This window comes from Mycobacterium novum (genome assembly GCF_010726505.1).
Taxonomy (GTDB): domain Bacteria; phylum Actinomycetota; class Actinomycetes; order Mycobacteriales; family Mycobacteriaceae; genus Mycobacterium; species Mycobacterium algericum.
The window spans coordinates 2130353-2155816 of record NZ_AP022562.1; the positions used below are offsets into that span (position 1 = coordinate 2130353).

The window sequence follows — 25464 nt, forward strand, 5'->3', positions numbered from 1 at the left end:
GCGAGGGTACCGGCGTGTCCGGCCTGATGCCGCCGGTGTTATGGCTTGACGCCGACCGTGATCAGGTCCGACACCAGCAGCGTCCAGGCCGGTCGCGCCACCCGATGCTGGTCGGCCACGGCGAATCCGGCATCGGTGAACAGCGTGCGCATCTCACTGGGCGTGGGCTGGCGTGACGGGTTCCACCGGATCCCGGCCAGCTGGAGCGGGTCGGGCAGCCGGGGGCTCATCGCCGTGACCGCTGCCATTCCGCCCGGCGCCAGTACCCGGTGGAACTCCCGCACCGCGGCCGGCTGGTTGAAGAAGTGAAACGCCGAGCTGGTGACCACCGCGTCGAGCGTCCCGTCCTCGAACGGCAGCTGTTCGGCGGCGCCGGTCAGCCACTGCACCCGCGGTGACCGCGTCCGGGCCTCGTTGAGCATCCCGGCGGACATATCCACCCCGTAGACGGCATCGGGTTGCAGTTCGCGTTCGATGCGGTCGGCCAGGATGCCGGTGCCGCAGGCGACGTCGGCGACCCGGGCGGGCTGATGAGACCGCAGCGCGGCGATCAGCTCGTCCTGGGCCGGACGATAGACCCAGCGTTGCAGAAAGCGGGTGTCATAGGCCGGAGCGGCAAAGCTCCAGAACCGGGTGACGACGTCATTGAATGCTCGGCGCGGAGCGGGAGGTGCCACGGCATGAAATCTACCGCCGGGGCTTTGAGAAGGTGTATCCATGACCGTCTGCTACCGGCACCCCGACCGGGCCACCGCACTGCGCTGCACGCGCTGTGGGCGCTACATCTGCGGTGACTGCATGCGGGGCGCCGCCGTGGGGCAGCACTGCGTGGACTGCGCGCAGCAGGGTGCCGCGCCACGCCGGTCGCGCCCGCTGGTGCGGGCCGCCTCGACGACCCCGGTGATCAGCTACGGGCTGATCGCGTTGAACGTGCTGGCGTTCATCGGGCAGATGTCGTCGCACCAGCTGGACTCCGAATTGGTGCTCTGGTCGCCGGCCGTGGCCGACGGGCAGCTCTACCGGCTGCTGACGTCGGCGTTCCTGCACTACGGGGCGATGCACCTGTTGCTGAACATGTGGGCGCTGTATGTGGTGGGCCCGCCGCTGGAAGGCCTGCTCGGCCGGTCCCGATTCGGTGCGCTGTACCTGCTCAGCGCGCTGGGTGGTTCGGTCACGGTCTATCTGCTGGCGCCGCTGAACACCGCCACCGCCGGGGCCTCGGGCGCCATCTTCGGCTTGTTCGGGGCGACGCTGATCGTCGGCCGGCGACTGCAGATGGATATCGGCTGGGTGGCGGCGATCATCGTGATCAACCTGGTCTTCACGTTCACCATCCCGCAGATCAGCTGGCAGGGCCATGTCGGCGGTCTGGTCACCGGACTGCTGGTCGCGGCCGCCTACGTCTATCCCGCCGCGCCGCGCCGCAACCAGATCCAACTCGCGGTCAGCGTCACGCTACTGGTGCTGTTCGTTGCGCTGATCTGGTGGCGCACTGCCGAATTGGTCTCCTGACACCGAGCGTGTCGTCGGCGTAGGAGGGCGGGCCGCCCCCTAAGCTTTCGGTGGTCCACCAGCGAGAGGATCGACCAATCGTCGCCACCAGCGACCAACAGGAGATAAGTCGACCGGTCGGGAGCCGGACTCGCCGGGCCACCTCCGTGCGCACCTCGGGCAGAACCCGCTGGGTGGCGCCGGCCCCGCGTGCCGCCCGGCTGACCACTGGTCGCGCCGCGGACCGGGTGCGGCGGGAACGGCGACGACCGGGGATTCACGCCCTCGACGGCCTGCGCGCTATCGCCGTCGCGTTGGTGCTGGCCGACCACGGCGGCATCCCGGGAGTGTCGGGCGGGTTCATCGGTGTCGACCTGTTCTTCGTGCTGAGCGGATTCCTGATCACCTCGCTGCTGATCGACGAGCTTCACCGGACCGGGCGCATCGACCTCGCCGGCTTCTGGATCCGCCGCGGCCGCCGGTTGCTGCCCGCCCTGGTGCTGATGGTGCTGACCGTGGCGATCGCGCACGAACTGCTGCCGTCCGACGCGGTGGTGGGCCTCCGGGAGGACGCGATCGCCGCGTTCTTCTGGGTGGCCAACTGGCGGTTCGTCGCCCAGCAGACCGACTACTTCACCGAGGCCGGCACCCCGTCGCCGCTGCAGCACACCTGGTCGCTGGGCGTCGAGGAGCAGTACTACTTCCTCTGGCCGCTGCTGCTGATCGCGGTCGCCCTGCTGCTGGGCCTACGCGCCCGGCGCCGCGGTCGGCTGGCCACCGTCGGCGGGGTGCGGCTGACCGTCTTTCTGCTGGCCAGCGCCGGCGCGGCGGTCTCGGCGGCGGCGGCCGAGATGCTGGCCTCCGACCGGTTCGCCGCCACCCGTGACCGCGTCTACTTCGGTACCGACACCCGCGCGCAGGCGCTGCTGATCGGCGCCGCCGCGGCGGCGCTGCTGGTGGGGGACTGGCCCGCGCTGACGGCGGGCTGGTCGGTGGTGCGTACCCGCCGGGCCCGCTGGGCCGCCCGGCTGCTCCCGTTGGCCGGGCTGGCCGTGCTGGCGACGGCGGCGCACCGCGCCACCGGCAGCGCCGCGGAGTTTCAGGGCGGCCTGCTGACCCTGGTGGCCGTGGCGGCGATCGCGGTGATCGCCCCGGTCGCGTTGCACCAGAACGGGCTGGTGGGCCGCGCGCTGGCTTGGGCTCCGCTGGTGTGGCTGGGGACCATCTCCTACGGCGTGTACCTGTGGCACTGGCCGGTCTTTCTGGTGCTCAACGGCGAGCGCACCGGCTGGTCGGGTTGGGCGCTGTTCGCCGTGCGGTGCGCCGCCACGCTGCTGCTGGCCGCGGTGTCGTGGTGGGCCATCGAGGAACCGATTCGCCGCTGGCGGCCGGCGCAGGTGTCGATGCTGCCGCTGGGGGCGGCGGTCAGCGCCACCGCGGTGGCGGTGACGGTGTTCGTGGTCCCGGTCGTCGAGCGACCCGCCGCTCAGACCGGACTGACCCCCGATGTGGCGGCGGCGGCCGCGGTGTCGCCGTCGCCGCCGAGCCCGCGTTCGGAGTCCGTAAAGCCCCGGCCACAGCCCCTGCGCCACGACCCCAACCGGCCGCGCACCGTCTCGGTGTTCGGGGACTCGATCGGTTGGACGCTGATGCACTACCTGCCGGCCACGCCGGGCTATGACTTCATCGACCACACCGTCGTCGGCTGCAGCATCGTGCGCGCCGGGCCCTATCGCTGGGCCGGCAAGACCATCGAGCAGGGCCCGGACTGTGACGGCTGGCCGGCCCGGTGGGCGCGGCAGGTCAAGGCCGACCGCCCCGACGTGGTGTTGCTGATCGCGGGCCGCTGGGAGACGGTCGACCGCGTCAACGAGGGGCAGTGGACCCACATCGGTGACCCGACGTTCGACGCCTACCTGACCGCGGAATGGCGCCGTGCGCTCGACGTGCTGGAGTCCGCCGGCAGCCGGGTGGTGGTGACGACCGTCCCCTACAGCCGCTACGGCGAGCGGGCCGACGGCAGCCTGTGGCCGGAGGACGACCCGAAGCGGGTCGACCGCTGGAACGCCCTGTTGCGGCGGGTGGTCGCCGGGCGCGACGCCGTGACGGTGGTCGACCTGAACAAGAAACTGGGGCCGGGCGGCACCTACACCGCCAAGGTGGACGGCATCAAGGTGCGCAGCGACGGGATTCACCTGACCCCCGAAGGGGTGAAGTGGCTGCTGCCGTGGCTGGAGGAGTCGATCAGCTGATCGTGTTCCGGACCACTCGGAACCCGGCGCTGAGGGAGGTCTCACAGCGGCCGCCCAATCCGGAATTAAATTAGTTTTGCTAACATTGTATCTATCAGCGCAGCGTTGCGCCTTCAAAAAACACTTCCGAGATATCCCATTAGAGGTTCCACATGATGCTTACTGATCTGTCCGTTGACGAGGATCGGCAGGCCCGCCTGGCCGCCGAGCTGGCCGCCGTCGACCCCCAGTTCGCCGCCGCCCGACCCGACCCGGCCGTCGCCGACGCCATCGCCCAGCCCGGCCTGGCACTGCCGCAGCTCGTGCGGGACGCGCTGGCCGGCTACGCCGACCGACCCGCGCTGGGCCAGCGTGCCGTCGACTTCGTCACCGACCCCGCGACAGGACGCACCATCGCACAATTGCAGGCCCGCTACGACACCATCAGCTACGGCGAGCTGGCCGAACGGATCCGCGCCCTGAGTGCGGCGCTGGTCGCCGCCGCTGTCCGCCCCGGTGACCGGGTGGCGGTGCTGGGTTTCACCAGTGTCGACTACACCGTCATCGACATGGCGTTGGGCCAGATCCACGCGGTCGCCGTACCGCTGCAGACCTCCGCGGCGGTGAGCACCCTGACCCCGATCGTGGCCGAGACCGAGCCGCGCGTGATCGCCGCCAGCATCGACTCGCTGGCCGACGCGGTCGAGCTGGTGCGCAGCGGCCCGGCCCCCACCCGCCTGATGGTCTTCGACTACCACGAGCAGGTCGATGACCACCGCGACGCGCTGGCCGACGCCCGGGCAAAGCTGGCCGGCGCCGAGGTCGTCGTCGAGCCGCTGGCCGACCTGCTGACCCGCGGCCGGACGCTGTCCCCGGCGGGCCTGCCGGCCCACGACGCCGGCCAGGACACCGACCCGCTGGCCCTGCTGGTCTACACCTCCGGCAGCACCGGCGCCCCCAAGGGTGCGATGTACCCGCAGCGCAACGTCGCTCGGATGTGGGTGCGCTCGGCCAAGAACTGGTTCGGCCCGACCGCCGCCTCGATCACGCTGAACTTCATGCCGATGAGCCACATCATGGGCCGCGGCATCCTCTACGGCACGCTCGGCAACGGCGGCACCGCCTACTTCAGTGCCCGCAGCGACCTGTCCACCTTCCTCGAGGACCTCGCACTGGTCCGGCCCACCGAACTCAACTTCGTCCCCCGGATCTGGGAGATGCTCTACCAGCACTTCCAAAGTGAGGTCAACGGGATCACCGGCGCCGACCGTGCCGCCGCCGAAGCGCAGGTGCTCGCCGAGATGCGCCGCGACCTGCTCGGCGGGCGGTGCATCTTCGCGATGACCGGCTCGGCGCCGATCTCCGACGAATTGCGTTCCTGGGTCTCCGAACTCACCGGTCTGCACCTGCTCAACGGCTACGGATCGACCGAGGCGGGCATGGTGCTCTTCGACGGCGTCGTGCAACGGCCACCGGTGCTCGACTACAAGCTGGTCGACGTGCCCGAACTGGGCTACTTCGGCACCGACAAGCCGCACCCCCGCGGCGAACTGCTGCTCAAGACCGAGAACCTGTTCCCCGGCTACTACCAGCGCCCCGAGATCACCGCCGAGGTGTTCGACGCCGACGGCTACTACCGCACCGGCGATGTCGTCGCCGAGATCGGCCCGGATCAACTGGTCTACGTCGACCGGCGCAACAATGTCCTCAAGCTCGCCCAGGGTGAGTTCGTCACGCTGGCGAAGCTGGAGGCGGAGTTCGGCAACAGCCCGCTGGTGCGCCAGATCTACGTCTACGGCAACAGTGCGCAGCCCTACCTGCTGGCCGTCGTGGTGCCGACCCCGGAGGCGCTGGCTGCATTGGGCGATACCACCGAACTGAAGAAGGCGATCGCCGAGTCGCTGCAGCAGGTGGCCCGCGACGCCGACCTGCAGTCCTACGAGGTGCCGCGCGACTTCATCGTCGAAACCGAACCATTCAGTCTCGAGAACGGGCTGCTGACGGGTATCCGCAAGCTGGCCTGGCCGAAACTCAAGGCGCACTACGGCGATCGTCTCGAACAGCGCTACGCCGAGCTCGCCGAGGGGCAGGCCAACGAACTGAGCGAGCTGCTCCGGCACGGCGCGCAGCGCCCCGCGCTGGAGACCGTCAGCCGCGCCGCGGCCGCCCTGCTGGGCGCAGCGGCCGCCGACCTGCACCCCGACGCCCATTTCACCGACCTGGGTGGGGACTCGCTGTCGGCGCTGACCTTCGGCAACCTGCTGCGCGACATCTTCGACGTCGATGTGCCGGTCGGCGTGATCGTCAGCCCGGCAACCGATCTCGCGGCCATCGCCGACTATGTGGAGACCGAGCGCCGGGCCGCTCAAACCGGTTCCCGGCGGCCCAGTTTCGCCTCCGTGCACGGCCGGGACGCCGTCGAGGTGGCTGCTGCCGACCTGACCCTGGACAAGTTCCTCGACGAGGCCACCCTGGCGGCGGCGCCAACACTGCCCGCTCCATCCGGGCAGGTGCGCACCGTGCTGCTCACCGGCGCGACCGGCTTCCTGGGCCGCTACCTGGCGCTGGAGTGGCTGGAGCGACTGGCCCCGGTGGGCGGCAAGCTGATCTGCCTGGTGCGGGCGCGTTCCGACGCCGATGCCCGGGCCCGGCTCGACGCGACCTTCGACAGCGGGGACGCGAAACTGTTGGCCCGCTACACCGAGTTGGCCGCCGAGCACCTCGAGGTCATCGCCGGCGACAAGGGCGAGGCGAATCTCGGGCTGGACCAACAAGTCTGGCAGCGCCTGGCGGACACCGTCGATGTGATCGCCGACCCGGCCGCGCTGGTCAACCACGTGCTGCCCTACAGCGAGCTGTTCGGCCCGAACGTGGTCGGCACCGCCGAGCTGATCCGGGTTGCGCTCACCGGAAAGATCAAGCCGTTCACCTACTTCTCCACCATCGGTGTCGGCGACCAGATCCCGTTGGGCCGCTTCACCGAGGACGCCGACGTGCGGGAGATGAGCCCGCTGCGGGCGATCAACGACGGCTACGCCAACGGCTACGGCAACAGCAAATGGGCCGGCGAGGTGTTGCTGCGCGAAGCCCACGACCGGTGCGGCCTGCCGGTCGCGGTGTTCCGCTGCGACATGATCCTGGCCGACACCAGCTACGCCGGCCAGCTCAACCTGCCGGACATGTTCACCCGGATGATGTTCAGCCTGGTCGCCGCCGGGGTGGCGCCCGCATCGTTCTACGAGCTCGACGCCGCCGGCAACCGGCAGCGCGCCCACTACGACGGGCTGCCGGTGGAGTTCATCGCCGAGGCGTCCACCACGCTGGGGGCCGGCTCCGCGGGCATGGCCGACGCCGGGTTCGCCACCTACCACGTGATGAACCCCTACGACGACGGCCTCGGCATGGACGAGTTCGTCGATTGGCTGATCGAGGCCGGCCACCCGATCGAACGGATCGACGACTACGGCGACTGGCTGCAGCGGTTCGAGACCACCCTGCGTGCGCTGCCCGAGCGGCAACGCCAGGCGTCGCTGTTGCCGCTGCTGCACAACTACCAGAAGCCGCAGCCTGCCATCTGCGGGTCGATCGCACCCACCGATAAGTTCCGGGCCGCGGTGCAGGAGGCGAAAATCGGTGCAACGCAGGATATCCCGCATGTGACACCCGCGGTGATCGTCAAGTACATCACCGACCTGGAGCTGCTCGGGCTGCTCTGACTCAGGTCGACATCAACGCGGTGGCGGGCCAATTGCGGTCCGCCACCGCGCTTATGCGCGCGGCTCGATGGCTGCCGCGTCGTTTGACGACCAGGTGTTTCGATGGGACCATGGAGCCCAACGACATCCCCGCGTGTCTCGGCCGGAAGGAGGTGAGGGGCGAAATGAGTCCCAGTGACGGACCGTATCCGAGTTCGATGACCGATCTGTCCCTCACCGGCCCCGGCGTCTCTGCCGCGGCCTGATCCGCGAGTTCCGCTGACTCGATTCGGCGGGCATCACGGCAGGAGAATAATCATGAGCTTTGTTGTCACACAGCGTATCTCGACGAACAACGACTCCGGCGTGCGCCGGGCGGGCCGCCGCATGATCGGTCGGCTGCGCCACCTGGGCGCGCCGTCGGAGGCGGGCCCGCAGCAGCGCGCCGAGCGGTACGTGGCGCACATGCCGACTGCGGTCCTGGGCGCCTGCTGACCGCTAGGCCTGCACCACGATCGGGTCGCCCAATCGCACCGTGTTGAAGTACCACGCCGCGTCGTCGGGACTCAGATTGATGCAGCCGTGGCTGACGTTGGAGTAGCCCTGCGAGCCGACCGACCACGGCGCGGAGTGGACGTAGACGCCGGACCAGGTGACCCGCACGCCGTACTCGCCATTGATCAGGTAGCCCTCCGGATCGTTGAGCGGGATGCCGATGGTGCGCGAGTCGAATTTGACGGTGCGCTCTTTGGACAGTGCGGTGAACGATCCGATCGGGGTGGGGCGCTTGGGTTTACCCATCGATGCCGCCATCACCCGCAGCGTGTCGCCGTTGACGCTGACGGTGAAGGTGTGATCGGAGATGTCGGCGAGCCCCAGTACCGCGTCACCGGTCTCGAAGCCCGTCGACATGCCGTGGGCGTCGACCTCGATCGTGCTGTGCGGTGACCAGTACCCGTCCGGAACCCAGTGCACGACATCGTCGCTGACCCATTCGAAATGCCCGGAAGGCATGCCCGATGCCGTCTTTCCGGTCACCGCGATGTGGATGCCGCGCTCGGCGCCCACCCGGTCGCTCACCGGCCCGGTGAACGTCACGATCACCGGGTAGGCCACCCCTACTACCGAACCGGCCGCCGGTTCGATCGCCGCGACGGCGAACCCCGGCGTCGGCTGCACCGCCTGCGCCGCCTGACCGATGCCGGTGGACGCCCCCATCACCAGGGCCACCGACCCCGCCATCGCCAAAATTCCCCGCCTCACCCTGTACATGGCCTCCATTGTGCCAAGCGCAGCGGGTGCAGTGCAGATTTAGCCGTCTTCCGCCGGCGCCAAAAGGCTGCCCCAGGCCGCCTTGCTCCCGGATTCGCCGATGGTGTGGATCGCGAACATCGACCCGCCGGCCAGCGCGATCACCACGGCGACGATCGTCAACCGCACCACCGGCGTCACCGTGCCGCCACGTGACAGCGCCACGTGCAGGCCGGCCAGCAGGGCCGCCGCGAGGGCCAGGCCGAGCGCCATGTAGAGGCCGTACCCGCCGGCGGTCATGTGGCGGTCGAGGTCGGGCGATTCGCCGATCTTGCCGGTGTCGGCCAGCCACTCGCCGGCGGTGACCGTCGCCGGGGTGACCAGCAGCGTGAGGGCGGCCAGCACCGCCACCAGCCAGACCAGCCGCCGGCGCGCCGCCGGCCACAGTGCGCACAGGATGAGCAGGACCGCGGTCAGCGGAACCAGTGCCACCACGAAATGCAGCAGCAGGATGTGCGCGGGCAGCCCGGCGATCGTGGTCATAGGGAGTCCTTTCGGTGTCGGTGCGGGTTACGCGCTGCTGCCGGCGTGCGCGGCCACCGACGCCGAGGACTCCGGCAGCGGCTCATATCGGGCGAAGCGGCGGGTGAACGAACCGGTGCCGTGCGTCAGCGAACGCAGATCGACCACGTACCGGATCAGCTCGGTCTGCGGTACTTCGGCTTTCACCAGCGTGCGGTCGGCACCGACTTTATCGGTGCCGACCACCCGGGCGCGGCGAGCCGACAGATCGCCCATCACCGCACCGACCAGTTCGTCGGGAACCAGCACGGTGACGTCGTCGATCGGCTCGAGCAACCGCACCCGGCCCGCGGCCGCGGCGTCGCGCAGTGCGGCCGCGCCCGCCATCTGGAACGCGAAGTCGGACGAGTCGACGCTGTGCGCTTTGCCGTCGAGCAGGGTCACCCGGATGTCGACCACCGGGTAGCCGGCTCCGGCTCCACCGGTGAGCCCCCGCTCCAGCTGCGCGCGGACGCCCTTCTCCACGCTGGGGATGAACTGGCGGGGCACCGCCCCGCCCACCACCCGGTCGACGAACTCGAAACCGGAACCTTGGGCCAGCGGCTCGACTTCGATGTCGCAGACCGCGTACTGGCCGTGCCCGCCGGACTGCTTGACATGGCGGCCGTGCCCGTTGGCCCTGCTGACGAACGTCTCCCGTAGCGCGATCCGCAGCGCGACGGTGTCCACCGACACCCAGTGGGTCAGGGCGTCGAGCACGATGCCCGAGTGCGCCTCGCCCAGGCACCACAGCACGGTCTGATGGGTTTCCGGGTTCCGCTCGATCCGCAGCCCCGGGTCCTCGGCCGCCAGCCGCGCCAGCCCGACCGCCAGCTTGTCCTCGTCGGTCTTGGCGTGCGGGACGACTGCGACCGGCAGCAGTGGGTCGGGCATCGACCAGGGTTTGCAGACCAACGGTTCGGCCTTGTCCGACAGCGTGTCCCCGGTCTCGGCGTGGCTGAGCCGCCCCACCGTGCAGATGTCGCCGGCCATCACCGCGGTGGCCGGCCGCTGTTGTCTGCCGAGTGGAAACGCCAGCGCCCCGATCCGGTCGTCCTCGTCATGGTCGGCATGGCCGCTGCCGTCGCCGAAGAACCCGGTGCAGTGTCCGCTGACATGGATCCCGCTGTCGGGCTTGATGGTTCCGGAGAACACCCGCACCAGGCTGACCCGCCCGACGTAGGGATCCGACGTCGTGCGGACCACCTCGGCCAGCAGTGGCCCGGCCGGGTCACAGCTCAGCCCGGGGCGCGCCGCACCTTCGGGGGTGAACACCTCCGGGAGCAGATGCTCGGGCGGCCCGGGGAATTCAGCGGTGATGACCTCGAGCAGTTCGGCAACGCCGACGCCGGTGTTGCTGCAGACCGGGATGACCGGGAACAACGAACCGCGCGCCAGCACCTGCTCCAAGGCCCGCTTCAGGTCTTTGGTGAGCACCGCCCCGTCGGTTGGCTCCCCGCCCAGGTAGCGGTCCAGCAGCGACTCGTCCTCGGACTCCTCGATGATCGCCTCGATCAGCTCGCCGCGCTGCCGCTCGGTGTCGGGCGCCTCGCACTGCTCCGCCGCCAGCAGCCCGGTCAGGCCGGCGCCGGGAGCGGTGGGAGCCGGCAGGTACAGCGGCAGCACCTGCTCACCGAAGGCCGTCCGGGCGGCCGCCACGGTGCCCGGGTAGTCCGCCCGGGCATGGTCCAGCTTGGTCACCACCACCGCCCGCGGCATGGCGAGCTGGTGGCATTCCTGCCACAGCACGTTGGCGGCGTCATCGATGTCCTCGTTGGCCGCCACGACGAACAGCGCAGCGTCGGCGGCCCGCAACCCCGCCCGTAGTTCCCCGAGGAAATCGGCGTAACCGGGAGTGTCGATCAGGTTGACCTTGACCCCGTCGTGCGACAGCGATGCGCACGCAACCCCGACCGAACGCTGCTGGCGGATCTCGGCGTCGTCGTAGTCGCAGACCGTGCTGCCGTCGCCGACGGAACCGGCTCGCGGCAACACCCCGGCCGCGACCAGCATCGCCTCGACCAGGGTGGTCTTGCCGGAGCCCGGCGGACCGACCAGCACGACGTTGCGGATGGCGGCCGGACTGGCCGCGGTGGGGGCGGCAGCAGCGCCCCTTGAGGTCCCGGTCTTGTCTGCCATGGCGTCCTCCTGAATGCTCAGCCTTCCTGCAACGGAGGCTGAGCACAACCCCTCCGGCAGCTCGGTGTTTGGCCAGCTGGCGGCCACCTTTTGTGGTCCGTACCGACGGTTCCGGTAAGCTTGCGGTGTTTCTCTCACGGATCCACGTCGTAAGAGCTGCTGGGATGTGCCGGATTTCGGCACTCGAATCGTGACCGACCGCAGGAGGTAACGCCGATGAGCGGACCGCATCGCCCTCGCAGGTGGTGGCTGCTCAGCGTCACAGCGGCTGTGATCAGCACAGCCGGTCTGGGCCTTGGTGCAGTGCCGGTCCAGGCGGCACCGACGCTGCCCGCACCCCCGCTCGACCCGTCGGCGATGGTCGCGCAGGTCGGTCCCGCGGTGGTCAACATCGATGCGCAGATGGGGTATCAGAGCGCGGTCGGTGCCGGAACCGGGATCGTGCTGGATCCCAGCGGCATCGTGCTCACCAACAACCACGTCATCGCCGGGGCCACCAGCCTCACCGTGGTTTCGGTCGGCAACGGGCAGAGCTACGACGTCGACGTGCTCGGCTTCGACCGCAGCCATGACGTGGCGGTGCTGCAGCTGCGCGGCGCCTCCGGCCTGCCGTCGGCCAACATCGGCGACTCGTCCAAGGTCGCGATCGGCGACCCGGTGGTCGCGATGGGCAACGCCGGCGGCCAGGGTGGTACGCCGAGCGCGGTGCCCGGCAAGGTCATCGGCTTGAACCAGACCGTCTCGGCCGCCGACGAACTCACCGGCAGCACCGAGACGCTGACGAACATGATCAAGGCCGACACCGCGATCCGCCCCGGGGATTCCGGCGGCCCAATGGTGAACGCGGCCGGCCAGGTGATCGGGATGAACACCGCGGCGTCGGACAACTACAAGTTCGCCCAGCCCGGCGGCGAAGGCTACGCGATCCCGATCAACCAGGCGATGGCCATCGCCGGACAGATTCGCTCCGGCATCTCGTCACCCACCGTCCACATCGGTGAGACCGCGTTCATGGGTGTCGGCGTGGTGGACAACAACGGTGGGGCGCGGGTCGCCCAGGTGCTCGAGGGCACCCCGGCTGCCGAGAGCGGTATCGCCAGGGACGACATCATCACCTCGGTCAACGGCCGGCCGGTCAACTCGGCCACCGACCTGACCGACGTACTCGACCAGCGCCATCCGGGCGACACCATCACATTGAGCTGGCGCACCCCGATGGGCAGCGAACACAGCGCCACCATCACCCTGGTGCCGGGCCCGGTCGGCTGAGGTAGAACCCATCAGTTCCAGGCTCGCGTGATACGCCGGCACTACGACAGTGAAACCAAGCTGTCCTGGGTGCTCGCAGGCCTGGCCGGGGTGCTGGCCGCCACGGCCTACACCCATTCGGAGGGCTACTTCGTCACCTTCATGACCGGCAACGCCGGGCGTGCGGTGCTGGGGGTATTCGACGGCAACGAGTGGCTGTCGATCTCCGCGGCGGCCCTGCTGTTCTCCTTTCTGGGCGGCGTGCTGACCGCGTCGGTCTTCCGGCGCCGGGTCTGGCCCAGCCAGCCGCACGGCGCGCTGCTGCTGACCGCCGTCGCCCTGCTGGCCGCGACCCTGCTCGACTGGACGGTGGCGGGCGGGCCGTCGCTGCCGCTGCCGCTGCTGCCGATCCTGTTGGTCGCGTACGGGGTCGGCGCGCTCAACACCACCTTCGTCCGCGACGGCGAGGTCTCGATCCCGTTGAGCTATGTCACCGGCACGGTGGTCAAACTGGGCCAGGGCATCGAGCGCCATTTCAACGGCGGCAGCATCGCGGACTGGCTGGGCCACTTCATGCTGCTCGCCGGCTACACCTCCGGCGCGGCCGTCGGTGGCTGCATCAGCCTGGCGGCCGGCGGCACCTGGATGCTGGGCATCGCCACGGCGGTCTGCGTGCTGGCCATGTGGTACACCCACCGCTACGTCGACCGCCGCGACGTGTGGCGGTGACGGCCGGCCCGCGCCAATGCCGCACGAAACCGACGGTTCAGCGAGGCTCGACGGAGGAGAGGCGAAGCTGGGACCGTCGCACGAAACCGACGTTTGGCAGGGCCGCTCTCGCGGTTCCCCTGCAAAACGTCGGTCTCGCGTACCCGGATGGGTCGATCAGGTCGGGTCGATTCCCACTCCCAGCACCCGCTGGATGTCGGGCTTCATCGCGACCAGCTGCTCGTTCCAGTACGGCCAGTCGTGCGTGCCGTTGGCCGGGAAGTTGAACACCCCGTTGTTGCCGCCGGCGGCCAGATAGTTCTGCTGGAACGTCTGGTTGGTGCGCAGCGTCAGGCTCTCCAGGAACTTGGCGGGCAGGTTGTTGCCGCCCAGGTCGCTCGGCGTGCCGTTGCCGCAGTAGACCCAGATGCGGGTGCGGTTGGCCACCAGCCGCGGGATCTGCACCATCGCGTCGTTCCGCCGCCAGGCCGGGTCGGACGAGGGACCCCACATGCTGTTGGCGTTGTAACCGCCGGCGTCGTTCATCGCCAACCCGATCAACGTGGGCCACCAGCCCTCAGACGGGTTGAGGAAGCCCGAAAGGGCAGCGGCGTAGGGGAATTGCTGCGGGTAGTACGCCGCCAGGATCAGCGCCGAACCGCCCGCCATCGACAGTCCCACCACCGCGTTGCCGTTGGGCGACACGCTCTTGTTGGCCTGCATCCAGGCGGGCATCTCCCGGGTCAGGAAGGTCTCCCACTTGTAGGTGTAGTTCTGCCCGTTGCCCTGCGACGGTTGATACCAGTCGGAGTAGAAGCTGGACTGCCCGCCGACCGGCATGATCACCGACAGGCCCGAGCCGTAGTACTCCTCGAACGCCGGGGTGTTGATGTCCCAGCCGTTGTAGTCGTCCTGGGCTCGCAGCCCGTCCAGCAGGTACACCGCGTGGGCGCCACCCGGCTGGAACTGCACCTTGATGTCACGGCCCATCGACGCCGACGGCACCTGCAGGTACTCCACCGGCAGGCCCGGCCGGGAGAACGCGGACGCGTCGCCCGAACCGCCGACGACCCCGACGAGTCCGCCCAGCAGTGCGGCCCCCACCGCCGCGACCGACAGCCGGCGTGACACCCGGCCCGCCGCGTGACGCAACTTCTCAACGCTCTTCATAAGCTGATTCCCATCCCAATGGTCGTTCCGCAAGCTGCGGAAGGCTTGTGGCTTTGTCCTCCTGCACGAAGTCAAACACGATGCGCCGTCGTGTCCTGTTCGCCGCCACGGGATTTCATATCGCGGTTCGGCAACGATTGAGATTCGGCGCGGACTCGCTCGCGGCCGGGGTCGCGGCCGGGGTAGGCATATAGTCGACGTAATCATCGACGCAAGGAGCAGGAATGGTCCCGACTGCCGAGGAGGCGCCGCGACCGCTGGCCGGGGTGCGGGTCATCGAGATCGCCAGCTTCGTGGCGGTGCCGCTCGCCGGGATGACGCTGGCCCAACTCGGCGCTGACGTGGTGCGGATCGACCCGGTCGGCGGGGCGGCCGACTACCGTCGCTGGCCGGTCACCGAAGACGGCACGTCGATCTACTGGACCGGGCTGAACAAGGGCAAGCGTTCGATGACCGCCGATCTGCGGGCACCGGAAGGGCAGCGACTGGTGCAGCGCCTGATCGCCGAAAGCGGTGTGGTGCTGACGAATATGGCCGGCCGGCAATGGCTTTCCTTCGACACACTGGTCGCCGAGCGTGCCGACCTGATCCATCTCGAGGTGCTCGGCCGCGCCGACGGCTCCACCGCCGTGGACTACACGGTCAACGCGGCCACCGGCTTTCCGCTGGTGACCGGGCCCGCGGACTACGGCGCACCGATCAACCACGTGCTGCCGGCCTGGGACATCGCGTGTGGGCTGCACGGCGCATTGGCGGTGGTCGCCGCGCTGCATCGCCGGGACCGCACGGGTGAGCCCTGCCGGATCCGGCTGGCGTTGGAGGACGTCGCGCTGGGAACCGCCAGCGCGCTCGGCTTCCTCACCGAGGCGATGGTCAACGGCGCGCGGCGGGACCGCATCGGCAACGCGCTCTACGGCAGCTACGGTCAGACCTTCACCGGCAGTGACGGCGTGTCGTTCATGATCGTCACGCTGACCAACCGGCACTTCCGCGACCTGACAGAGTTGACCGGAACGACGAAAGTCATTGCTGCACTGGCTGATGCGCGCGATATTGACTTCGGCGACGAAGGGCAGCGCTACCGTCACCGCGATGTTCTCACCGGACTGTTCAACGGCTGGTTCGCTGAGCGGACGGGAGCGCAGATCGAGGCGGCCCTTGCCGGCACTTCGCTGCTGTGGGACCGCTACCGCAGCTTCGCCGACGTGGCCGCAGACGAGCGGCTGGGCGATAACGCGATGTTCCGGTCGCTGCACCAGCCCCGGATCGGCGACTATCTGGCGGCCGGGCTGCCGGCGTCCCTCGACGGTGTACACCCGCCTGCCGTCGCGGCACCGGCCTTGGGCGCCGACACCGAACAGTTGTTGACCGAACTGGGGATGACAATCGACGATATCGAGCTGCTGCGCCGAAATGGCACGGTGGCAACGGATTAGATGCAACGAATCAGATAGGGGAAGCGGGAGCGTATGCGCACTTTCGAATCGATCGAGGAACTCGCCGCCTGCCAGGGCGAGCCGATCGGCCAAAGCGAATGGGTGACCATCACCCAGGAAGCGGTCAATCTGTTCGCCGACGCCACCGGTGATCACCAGTGGATCCATGTCGACCCGGAGCGGGCCGCCGACGGGCCGTTCGGGACCACGATCGCTCACGGCTACCTGACGCTGGCCATGCTGCCGAAACTGATGGCGCAGATCAGCCGCCTCGAGGGAGTGAAGCTGGCGATCAACTACGGGCTGAACAAGGTGCGCTTCCCGGCGCCCGTTCCGGTGGGCTCCAAAATCCGGGCGGAGACCTCCGTGGTCGAGGTCACCGATGTCGGCGGCGGCGCCCAGCAGGTGACCTACTCGACCACGGTGTCCATCGACGGAAGCGCCAAGCCGGCCTGCGTCGCCGAGAGCGTCGTGCGCTACCTGCTCTGATTCGGCCTGGTCTTGGCGTCCCGGCCGCCGGGGCGCGACGAGAAGTAATGCGCGATGATCGCCGCGATCTGCAGGAAGCGCCGGCGGGTGGCCGGTGCCATCTCCTGCATGATGTCGATCACCCCGCCGGGCCGCAGGTGCGGGTCGAACGGTACCTCGACCACCGCTTGGCCGTGCCGCAGGAACTGCGCGGTGAGCGCGGAGCGGGTGCGCTGGTCGGCGTGGCCGTCGGAGTCGTTGAGCACCACGACGGTGCGCTGCAGCAGACCGCCCTGGCCGCGGTCTGCGAGCCACTCCATGGTCTTGGCGGCCGCGCCGGCGCCGTCCGCCCAGGGCGAGGACACCACGATCAGCGCGTCGAGGTCGCGCAATGCCTCCTGGGTCACCGGTGAGTCCATCGTCGAACCGCAGTCGATGATCGAGATGGTGAAGTGCCGGTCCAGGCGCAGCGCCGCCTCCCGGTACAACGCGGCGTCGAGGATCCGGCGCCGACCCGCGGCCGGCTCGCCGATCAGCACGTAGAGCCCCGCGGCGTTGGCGCCCACGCGGCTGCTGATGTCGGCGAACGACTGCATGCCCGCATCGGCTGCCAGATCCCAGTAGGAACTGGTGGCGCGCGGGTCGATACGGCTGCCGAGCCGGCCGAAGGCGGTATCGGCGTCGACGGCCACTACGTGGTCGGCCCGGCGCAGTGCGGCGAACACCGAACCCACGCTGGCCGCCACCGTGGTCTTGCCGACACCGCCCTTGCCCAACACGCCCACCTTGTAGCTGCCGTTCGGCATCGATCGGATGGCCGCCTCGTAGGCGGTCTCCTCACGCTCGGCCGGTGAGGGACCCAGGTTGACCAGCCCGAACGTCGCCGACAGCACGACACGCCGCCAGCCGCGGGTCGGGCGGGGCCGGACCGGTGGCATCGGGGCCGGCGCCGGATAGGGCGCGTGCTGCAGTGGTTGCGGTTGCGGCGGCGGTTGCCAGGGCCGTTGTTGTTGTGACTGCTGTTGCGGATGCTGTTGTGACGGCGGCACCCGGCCCCGCAGGAAGTCGTCCTGGGCGTTCATAGGCTCCTCGGGGCATACGGAAGCGGCACGGCCGGGTGGCCCGACAACCCTGCAGCTTAATCGCGGCGGCGTCGATACCGCGTCAGCCCCGGTCAGCAGTCGTAGTACAGCGCGAACTCGTAGGGGTGCGGGCGCAGGTTGATCGGGTTGATCTCGTGCTCCCGCTTGTAGCTGATCCAGGTGTTGATGAGGTCGGGAGTGAAAACCCCGCCTTCGGTGAGGTATTCGTGGTCGGCTTCCAGATTGTCGATCACGTGGGACAACTGGGTGGGTGCCTGCGGGATGGCGGCCGCCTCGTCGGGCGGCAGCTCGTAGAGGTCCTTGTCGACCGGGTCGGGCGGCTCGATCTTGTTCTTGACGCCGTCGATGCCGGCCATCAGCATCGCCGCGAACGCCAGGTACGGGTTACCCGAGGAGTCCGGGCAGCGGAACTCCAGCCGCTTGGCCTTGGGGTTGGTGCCGGTGATCGGGATGCGCACACAGGCCGAACGGTTGCGCTGACTGTAGACCAGGTTGATCGGCGCCTCGTAGTGCGGCACCAGGCGCTTGTAGGAGTTGATGGTCGGGTTGGTGAACGCCAGCAGTGACGGGGAGTGGTGCAGGATGCCGCCGATGTAATGCCGGGCGGTGTCCGACAGTCCGGCGTAGCCGGCTTCGTCGTAGAACAGCGGTTCGCCGTCCTGCCAGACCGACTGGTGCACGTGCATGCCCGAGCCGTTGTCACCGAACAGCGGTTTGGGCATGAAGGTGACGGTCTTGCCGTGCGCCCAAGCGGTGTTCTTGATGATGTATTTGAACAGCATCAGGTCGTCGGCGGCGTGCAGCAGCGTGTTGAACCGGTAGTTGATCTCGGTCTGGCCGCCGGTGCCGACCTCATGGTGACCGCGCTCCACCGCGAAACCGGCGTTGGTCAGGTTGGTGGCCATCGCGTCGCGCAGGTCGACGAACTGGTCATTGGGCGCCACCGGGAAGTAGCCGCCCTTGGGCCGGACCTTGTAGCCGAGATTGGGGCTGCCGTCCGGTTCGGTGGTCCTGCCGGTGTTCCACCACCCTGCAACCGAATCCACCTGGTAGAACGAGCCGTTCATCTGCGAGTCGAAGCTCACCGAATCGAAGATGTAGAACTCGGCTTCGGCGCCGAAGTAGGCGGTGTCGGCGATGCCGGTGCTGGTCAGGTAGTTCTCCGCTTTGCGGGCGACGTTGCGCGGGTCGCGGGAGTAGGGCTCGCGGGTGAAGGGATCGTGGACGAAGAAGTTCAGGTTCAGCGTCTTGGCCGCCCGGAACGGATCGATCCATGCGGTGTCCAGGTCGGGCAGCAGCAGCATGTCGGACTCATGGATGGACTGGAAGCCCCGGATCGAGGAACCGTCGAAGGCCAACCCGTCCTCGAAGACGCTCACATCCAACGCCGATGCCGGGATGGAGAAATGTTGCATCACGCCCGGTAAATCGCAGAACCGAACGTCGACGTACTCCACTGACTCATCGGCGAGCAGCTTGAAAATATCGCCGTCCATACCGGATCTCCTTTGCGCGAGGACAGCCAGACGATAGGCAGCTCACATTTCCTGGACATCATCCGGATATTGCGTCCAGGTAACACAACTCTGCCCGCCGATCATTTGTCCAGCAGGTGGCACACGGCGTTGGTCGGGGTATATCGTGACGTTGCCTGTGAAGAATTTCAGGCGGACCGCCGTTCAATGTCGCACGGACCAATCCTCTCGATCGCTCGTCGATGCCAGACGAGTCGACGCCGGAAAGTGCGAAGGATCAGGTGGTGATGACACCCTCCCGGGCCGGGCTCTACAACCCCGCGTTCGAACACGACGCGTGCGGCGTGGCCATGGTCGTCGACATTCACGGCCGACGTAGTCGCGACATCGTCGACAAGTCGATCACCGCCCTGCTCAACCTCGAGCACCGCGGCGCCGCCGGCGCCGAACCCCACAGCGGTGACGGCGCCGGCATCCTGATCCAGGTACCGGACCGGTTCCTGCGCGCGGTCACCGATTTCGACCTGCCGGCCGAAGGCGACTACGCCACCGGCATCGCTTTCCTGCCGCAGTCGGCCAGGGACGCGGCGACCGCCTGCGCCGGCCTGGAGAAGATCGTCGAATCCGAAGGGCTGCAGGTACTCGGCTGGCGTGACGTGCCGATCGACGACTCGTCGCTGGGCGCGCTGGCCCGCGACGCGATGCCCACCTTCCGCCAGTTGTTCATCGCCGGGGCCTCCGGCATGGCCCTGGAGCGCCGCGCCTACGCGGTGCGCAAACGCGCCGAGCACGAGTTGGGCAACAAGGGCCCAGGCCAGGACGGTCCCGGGCGCGAAACCGTCTATTTTCCCAGCCTTTCCGGCCGGACGATGGTTTACAAGGGCATGTTGACCACGCCGCAGCTCAAGGCCTTCTATCCGGACCTGGCCGATGAGCGGCTGCACAGTGCGCTGGGCATCGTGCATTCCCGGTTCTCCACCAACACGTTTCCGTCGTGGCCGTTGGCGCACCCGTTCCGGCGCATCGCGCACAACGGCGAGATCAACACCGTCACCGGCAACGAGAACTGGATGCGCGCCCGGGAGGCGCTGATCCGGACCGATGTCTTCGGCGCCGGGGGACCCGAAGGCGCTGGTGGAGCCCAGAACAGCGCCACCAAGCTGTTTCCGATCTGCACTCCGGGCGCCTCCGACACCGCCCGGTTCGACGAGGTGCTCGAACTGCTGCACCTGGGGGGCCGCAGCCTGCCGCACGCGGTGCTGATGATGATCCCGGAGGCCTGGGAGCGGCACGAAAGCATGGACGGGCCTACTCGCGCTTTCTATGAGTACCACGATTCGCTCATGGAGCCCTGGGACGGCCCGGCCTCGATGACCTTCACCGACGGCACCCTGGTGGGTGCGGTGCTCGACCGCAACGGGCTGCGGCCGTCGAGGATCTGGGTCACCGACGACGGGCTGGTGGTGATGGCATCCGAGGCCGGGGTGCTCGACCTGGATCCCGCCACCGTGGTGCACCGGCAACGGCTGCAGCCCGGCCGGATGTTCTTGGTGGACACCGCCGCCGGACGGATCATCTCCGACCACGAGATCAAGTCGACGTTGGCGGCCGAGCGCCCGTACCAGCAGTGGATCGACGAGGCGCTGATCGGCATCGACGAACTGCCGCCCGGTGACGCACCGCGCATGGAGCACCAACGGGTGCTGTTGCGCCAGCTGGTATTCGGATACACCTACGAAGAACTCAACCTGCTGATCGCCCCGATGGCCCGCTCCGGCGCCGAGCCGATCGGGTCGATGGGCACCGATACCCCGGTGGCGGTGCTCTCGGCGCGGCCCCGGTTGCTCTACGACTACTTCCAGCAGTTGTTCGCCCAGGTCACCAATCCGCCGTTGGACGCCATCCGCGAAGAGGTGATCACCAGCCTGCAGGGTGCCCTCGGACCGGAGGGTGATCTGCTCAACGCCGAAGCGCCCACCTGGCGCCAGATCGTGCTGCCCCAGCCGATTCTGAGCAACCAGGACCTGGCGAAGCTGCTGAAACTGGATCCGGATCAGCGGATCGGGAGCCGCGGCCCGCACGGCCTGTCGGCGGCGGTGATCAGTTGCCTGTACCCGGTGGCCGAGGGCGGGGCCGGGCTGCGCGCAGCGCTGCAGCAGGTATGCGCCCGGGCGTCGGCGGCGATCGAGGACGGCGCCAGCTTCCTGGTGATCTCCGACCGGGAGTCCGACGAGACGCTGGCGCCCATCCCGTCGTTGCTGGCCACCGCCGCGGTGCACCACCATCTGGTCGCCGAACGCACCCGCACCAAGGTGGGCCTGGTGGTGGAGTCCGGCGATGCCCGCGAGGTGCACCACATCGCGGCGCTGATCGGCTTCGGCGCCGCCGCCGTCAACCCCTACCTGGCCTTCGAGTCCGTCGAGGACATGCTCGACCGGGGACTGATCGACGGTATCGAGCGGGGCAAGGCATTGGCCAACTACGCCAAGGCGGCCGGCAAGGGTGTGCTGAAGGTGATGTCCAAGATGGGTATCTCCACGCGGGCGTCCTACACCGGCGCACAACTGTTCCAGCCTGTCGGCATCTCCCAAGACGTCCTCGACGAGTACTTCGCCGGTCTGTACTGCCCGATCGGCGGCATCACGCTCGACGACGTCGCCGCCGACGTGGCCAGCCGCCACGCGCTGGCCTACCTGGACCGTCCCGAGGAGCGCGCCCATCGCGAGTTGCCGGTCGGTGGGGAGTACCAGTGGCGCCGCGAGGGGGAGTACCACCTGTTCAACCCCGAAACGGTGTTCAAGCTGCAGCACTCCACCCGCACCGGCCAGTACGAGGTATTCAAGGAGTACACCGCGCTGGTCGACGATCAGAGTGAGCGGCTGGCCACCCTGCGGGGCCTGTTGAAGTTCAAAACCGGGGATCGGCCACCGGTTCCGATCGAGGAGGTGGAACCGGCCACCGAGATCGTCAAGCGGTTCGCGACCGGCGCGATGAGTTACGGCTCGATCTCCGCCGAAGCCCACGAAACCCTGGCGATCGCGATGAACCGGATCGGCGGCCGGTCGAACTGCGGCGAAGGCGGCGAACACGCCGATCGCTACCTGCCCGACGAGAATGGCGACTGGCGGCGCAGCGCGATCAAACAGGTCGCCTCCGCCCGGTTCGGGGTCACCAGCGACTACCTGGTCAACTGCTCAGACCTGCAGATCAAGATTGCCCAGGGAGCCAAACCCGGTGAGGGCGGCCAGCTTCCGGGCAACAAGGTGTATCCGTGGATTGCAGAGGTCCGCCACGCCACCCCCGGCGTCGGGCTGATCTCGCCACCACCGCACCACGACATCTACTCCATTGAAGACCTCAAGCAGCTGATCCACGATCTGAAGAACGCCAACCCGGAGGCCCGTATCCACGTCAAACTGGTCGCGGAGAACGGCGTCGGGACGGTGGCGGCCGGAGTGTCCAAGGCGCACGCTGACGTGGTGCTGATCTCCGGCCACGACGGCGGCACCGGTGCGGCGCCGCTCACCTCGCTCAAGCACGCGGGGGCGCCGTGGGAGTTGGGCCTGGCCGAGACTCAGCAGACGTTGCTGCTCAACGGTCTTCGGGACCGGATCGTGGTGCAGGTGGACGGACAGCTCAAGACCGGCCGCGACGTGGTCATCGCCGCGCTGCTGGGCGCCGAGGAGTTCGGTTTCGCCACCGCGCCACTGGTGGTCTCGGGCTGCATCATGATGCGGGTCTGCCACCTGGACACCTGCCCGGTCGGGGTGGCCACTCAAAACCCGGAGCTGCGCAGCCGCTTCAACGGGCGGCCGGAGTTCGTCGAGAACTTCTTCTGGTTCATCGCCGAAGAGGTCCGCGAATACCTTGCGGCGCTGGGGTTCCGCACTATCAATGAAGCGGTCGGTCAGGTGAACGCCCTGGACACCACGTTGGCGCGGGCGCACTGGAAGGCCCACAAGCTCGACCTCACACCGGTGCTGCACGAGCCGGAGTCGGCCTTCATGAACCAGGACCTGTACTGCAGCTCCGGCCAGGATCACGGGCTGGAGAAGGCGCTGGATCAGCAGTTGATCGTGATGAGCCGCGAGGCACTCGATTCCGGCACCCCGGTCCGGTTCACCAGCAAGATCTCCAACGTCAACCGGACCGTCGGCACCATGCTCGGGAACCAGGTCACCAAAGCCTATGGCGCCAAAGGCCTGCCCGCGGACACCATCGACATCACCTTCACCGGATCTGCCGGCAACAGCTTCGGTGCCTTCCTGCCGCCCGGGATCACGCTGCGGGTCTTCGGCGACGCCAACGACTATGTCGGCAAGGGCCTCTCCGGTGGCCGGATCGTGGTCCGGCCGCCGACCGACGCGCCCGACGGGTACGTCGCGGAGGACAACATCATCGGCGGCAACGTGATCCTGTTCGGCGCCACCAGCGGTGAGGTGTTCCTGCGGGGAGTGGTCGGTGAACGGTTCGCGGTCCGCAACTCCGGGGCACATGCCGTTGTCGAGGGTGTCGGCGACCACGGCTGCGAATACATGACCGGCGGGAAGGTGGTGGTGCTGGGCAGCACCGGACGCAACTTCGCCGCCGGGATGTCCGGCGGCGTCGCCTACGTCTACGACCCGGATGCACAACTGCCGGGCAGGCTCAACACCGAGATGGTGGAACTGGACGCTTTCGATGACTTCGACGCCGACGACGTCAGCTGGTTGCGCGGGATCCTGGCCGCCCACGCCGAGGCAACCGACTCCGCGCCCGCGCGGGCCATCCTGGCCGACTGGCCGAACCACCGTCGCCACTTCGTCAAGGTGATGCCGCGCGATTACCGAAGGGTGCTCGCAGCGGTGGCCGAGGCGAAGGCGAGCGGCACCGATCCGAATGAGGCGATCATGGCGGCAGCACATGGCTGACCCGAAGGGATTTCTCACCCACACCCAGCGCATCCTGCCGTTGCGCCGGCCGGTCTCCGAGCGGGTGGGCGACTGGAACGAGGTGTATCAGGAGTTCGCCGAGGACACGCTGCGCGAACAGGCGGGCCGCTGCATGGACTGCGGGGTTCCGTTCTGTCACACCGGATGTCCGCTGGGCAACCTGATCCCGGAATGGAACGACCTGGTCCGCACCGGGCGCTGGCGCGAGGCGTTCGACCGGCTGCACGCCACCAACAACTTCCCCGACTTCACCGGGCGGCTCTGTCCCGCGCCGTGTGAGCCGGCCTGCGTGCTGGGTATCAACCAGCCGCCCGTGACGATCAAGCAGGTCGAATACGAGATCGTGGAGCGCGGCTTCAAAGAGGGCTGGGCGGAACCGATCCGGCCGTCGAAGATGACCGGCAAATCGGTCGCGGTGGTGGGCTCCGGGCCGGCCGGGCTGGCCGCCGCCCAGCAGCTCACCCGGGCCGGGCACGCGGTGACGGTATTCGAGCGTGATGACCGCATCGGCGGGCTGCTGCGTTACGGCATACCGGAATTCAAGATGGAGAAGCGCTTCATCGACCGGCGGCTGGCCCAGATGGAGGCCGAGGGCACGGCGTTCCGCACTGGTGTCAATGTCGGCGTGGATGTCACGGCCGACCAGCTGCGCAGCGACTTCGACGCCGTCGTGCTGGCCGGTGGGGCCACCGCGTGGCGCGATCTGCCGATCCCAGGCCGGGAACTCGACGGGATCCACCAGGCGATGGAGTATCTGCCGTGGGCGAACCGGGTACAGGCCGGTGATCTGTCCGAGCCGCCGATCACCGCGTACGGCAAGAAGGTGGTCATCATCGGCGGTGGCGACACCGGCGCCGACTGCCTGGGCACCGTGCACCGCCAGGGCGGCACCTGCGTGCACCAGTTCGAGATCATGCCGCGCCCGCCGGAGACCCGGGACCCGTCCACGCCGTGGCCGATGTACCCGCTGATCATGCGGACCTCGGCGGCGCACGAGGAGGGCGGCGACCGGGTGTTCTCGGTCAACACCGAGGAGTTCATCGGCCGAGACGGGCACGTCACCGGGCTGCGGGCCCACGAGGTGCGGCGGCGCAACGGGGGTTTCGAGAAGGTGGACGGCACCGACTTCGAGCTCGAGGCCGACCTGGTGCTGCTGGCGATGGGGTTCGTCGGCCCGGAACGGTCGGCGTTGCTGACCGACCTGGGCGTGGAGTTCACCGCTCGCGGAACCGTGGCCCGCGACGCGGACTTCGCGACCGGCGTGCCGGGGGTCTACGTCGCCGGGGACATGGGACGCGGCCAGTCGCTGATCGTCTGGGCGATCGCCGAGGGCCGGGCCGCCGCCGCGGGCGCGGACCGGTATCTGATGGGCAAGACCGCCTTGCCGGTTCCGGTCACGCCGACGATGGCGCCGATCCGGTAGGGCCGTGCGACCGGCGCCGGCACACTGATTTCTACCCCTTCAGCAACTTGCGCCCCGATTACAACAAATGCAACACAATTCGGCGCGTCGCGTCTTGTTTGCCGTAGCCCCGGTGTCTAATGGTCGGCAATGGG

General features: G+C 68.6%; 17 protein-coding genes. 10 read left to right on the forward strand and 7 right to left on the reverse strand.

Annotation, left to right across the window (positions count from 1 at the left end; translation table 11 throughout):
- Window positions 1-38: 38 nt before the first annotated feature.
- A complete protein-coding gene (locus G6N19_RS09920) occupies window positions 39-719 on the reverse strand; it encodes a class I SAM-dependent methyltransferase (protein WP_193466234.1) in 681 nt (226 codons plus the stop codon).
- On the opposite strand from G6N19_RS09920, the gene G6N19_RS09925 reads away from it, so the two are divergent.
- The 4 genes from G6N19_RS09925 (at window position 718) to G6N19_RS09940 (ending at window position 7912) form a co-directional block, all read left to right on the forward strand.
- Window positions 718-1512, forward strand: a complete 795-nt coding sequence (locus tag G6N19_RS09925; protein WP_193466235.1) for a rhomboid family intramembrane serine protease — start codon at window positions 718-720, stop codon at window positions 1510-1512. The genes G6N19_RS09920 and G6N19_RS09925 overlap by 2 nt on opposite strands.
- Window positions 1513-1685: 173 nt before the next feature.
- The gene (locus G6N19_RS09930; RefSeq protein ID WP_408632474.1) at window positions 1686-3743 is read left to right on the forward strand and encodes a DUF459 domain-containing protein; all 2058 of its coding nucleotides are present in this window, start codon (window positions 1686-1688) and stop codon (window positions 3741-3743) included.
- 152 nt (window positions 3744-3895) lie between these two features.
- A complete protein-coding gene (gene car, locus G6N19_RS09935; protein ID WP_193466236.1) occupies window positions 3896-7438 on the forward strand; it encodes a carboxylic acid reductase in 3543 nt (1180 codons plus the stop codon).
- Window positions 7439-7735: 297 nt separating this feature from the next.
- On the forward strand, window positions 7736-7912 hold the full coding sequence (locus G6N19_RS09940; RefSeq protein ID WP_193466237.1) for a hypothetical protein: 177 nt from the start codon (window positions 7736-7738) through the stop codon (window positions 7910-7912).
- 3 nt (window positions 7913-7915) lie between these two features.
- Here G6N19_RS09940 and G6N19_RS09945 read toward each other — a convergent pair whose 3' ends face one another.
- From G6N19_RS09945 to G6N19_RS09955, 3 genes are read right to left on the reverse strand one after another with little or no spacing between them, the layout of a single operon-like run.
- On the reverse strand, window positions 7916-8689 hold the full coding sequence (locus tag G6N19_RS09945; RefSeq protein ID WP_041320394.1) for a L,D-transpeptidase: 774 nt from the start codon (window positions 8687-8689) through the stop codon (window positions 7916-7918).
- A 39-nt stretch (window positions 8690-8728) separates the two neighbouring features.
- Entirely contained in the window at window positions 8729-9211 is a 483-nt protein-coding gene (locus G6N19_RS09950; protein ID WP_013831107.1) for a hypothetical protein, read from the reverse strand.
- 27 nt (window positions 9212-9238) lie between these two features.
- Entirely contained in the window at window positions 9239-11368 is a 2130-nt protein-coding gene (locus G6N19_RS09955; RefSeq protein ID WP_193466238.1) for an elongation factor G-like protein EF-G2, read from the reverse strand.
- Between the two features lie 216 nt (window positions 11369-11584).
- Here G6N19_RS09955 and G6N19_RS09960 point away from each other — a divergent pair, with 216 nt between their 5' ends.
- Window positions 11585-12637 carry a S1C family serine protease gene (locus tag G6N19_RS09960; protein WP_193466239.1) on the forward strand — a complete coding sequence of 351 codons (1053 nt, stop codon included), beginning with the start codon at window positions 11585-11587 and terminating at the stop codon, window positions 12635-12637.
- Window positions 12638-12664: 27 nt separating this feature from the next.
- On the forward strand, window positions 12665-13345 hold the full coding sequence (locus G6N19_RS09965; RefSeq protein WP_193466240.1) for a YoaK family protein: 681 nt from the start codon (window positions 12665-12667) through the stop codon (window positions 13343-13345).
- Window positions 13346-13501: 156 nt separating this feature from the next.
- Here the strand turns inward: G6N19_RS09965 and ag85C are convergent, their stop codons facing one another.
- Window positions 13502-14494 carry a diacylglycerol acyltransferase/mycolyltransferase Ag85C gene (gene ag85C, locus G6N19_RS09970; RefSeq protein ID WP_013831103.1) on the reverse strand — a complete coding sequence of 331 codons (993 nt, stop codon included), beginning with the start codon at window positions 14492-14494 and terminating at the stop codon, window positions 13502-13504.
- 224 nt (window positions 14495-14718) lie between these two features.
- Between ag85C and G6N19_RS09975 the strand changes: the two genes are divergently transcribed.
- Window positions 14719-15930: a CoA transferase gene (locus tag G6N19_RS09975; protein ID WP_193466241.1), complete on the forward strand. Its 1212-nt coding sequence runs from the start codon at window positions 14719-14721 to the stop codon at window positions 15928-15930.
- A gap of 33 nt (window positions 15931-15963) precedes the next feature.
- On the forward strand, window positions 15964-16419 hold the full coding sequence (locus tag G6N19_RS09980) for a MaoC family dehydratase (RefSeq protein WP_013831101.1): 456 nt from the start codon (window positions 15964-15966) through the stop codon (window positions 16417-16419).
- Here G6N19_RS09980 and G6N19_RS09985 read toward each other — a convergent pair.
- Together G6N19_RS09985 and glnA are read right to left on the reverse strand one after the other, a co-directional pair.
- On the reverse strand, window positions 16407-17480 hold the full coding sequence (locus G6N19_RS09985; protein ID WP_193466242.1) for a MinD/ParA family ATP-binding protein: 1074 nt from the start codon (window positions 17478-17480) through the stop codon (window positions 16407-16409). The genes G6N19_RS09980 and G6N19_RS09985 overlap by 13 nt on opposite strands.
- A gap of 92 nt (window positions 17481-17572) precedes the next feature.
- Window positions 17573-18997 carry a type I glutamate--ammonia ligase gene (gene glnA, locus G6N19_RS09990; protein WP_193466243.1) on the reverse strand — a complete coding sequence of 475 codons (1425 nt, stop codon included), beginning with the start codon at window positions 18995-18997 and terminating at the stop codon, window positions 17573-17575.
- A gap of 266 nt (window positions 18998-19263) precedes the next feature.
- On the opposite strand from glnA, the gene gltB reads away from it, so the two are divergent.
- Both gltB and G6N19_RS10000 read left to right on the forward strand, forming a co-directional pair.
- Window positions 19264-23886, forward strand: a complete 4623-nt coding sequence (gene gltB / locus G6N19_RS09995) for a glutamate synthase large subunit (RefSeq protein ID WP_193466365.1) — start codon at window positions 19264-19266, stop codon at window positions 23884-23886.
- Window positions 23879-25330, forward strand: a complete 1452-nt coding sequence (locus G6N19_RS10000; RefSeq protein WP_193466244.1) for a glutamate synthase subunit beta — start codon at window positions 23879-23881, stop codon at window positions 25328-25330. Before gltB ends, G6N19_RS10000 begins: the two co-directional genes overlap by 8 nt.
- The last annotated feature ends 134 nt before the right edge of the window (window positions 25331-25464 follow it).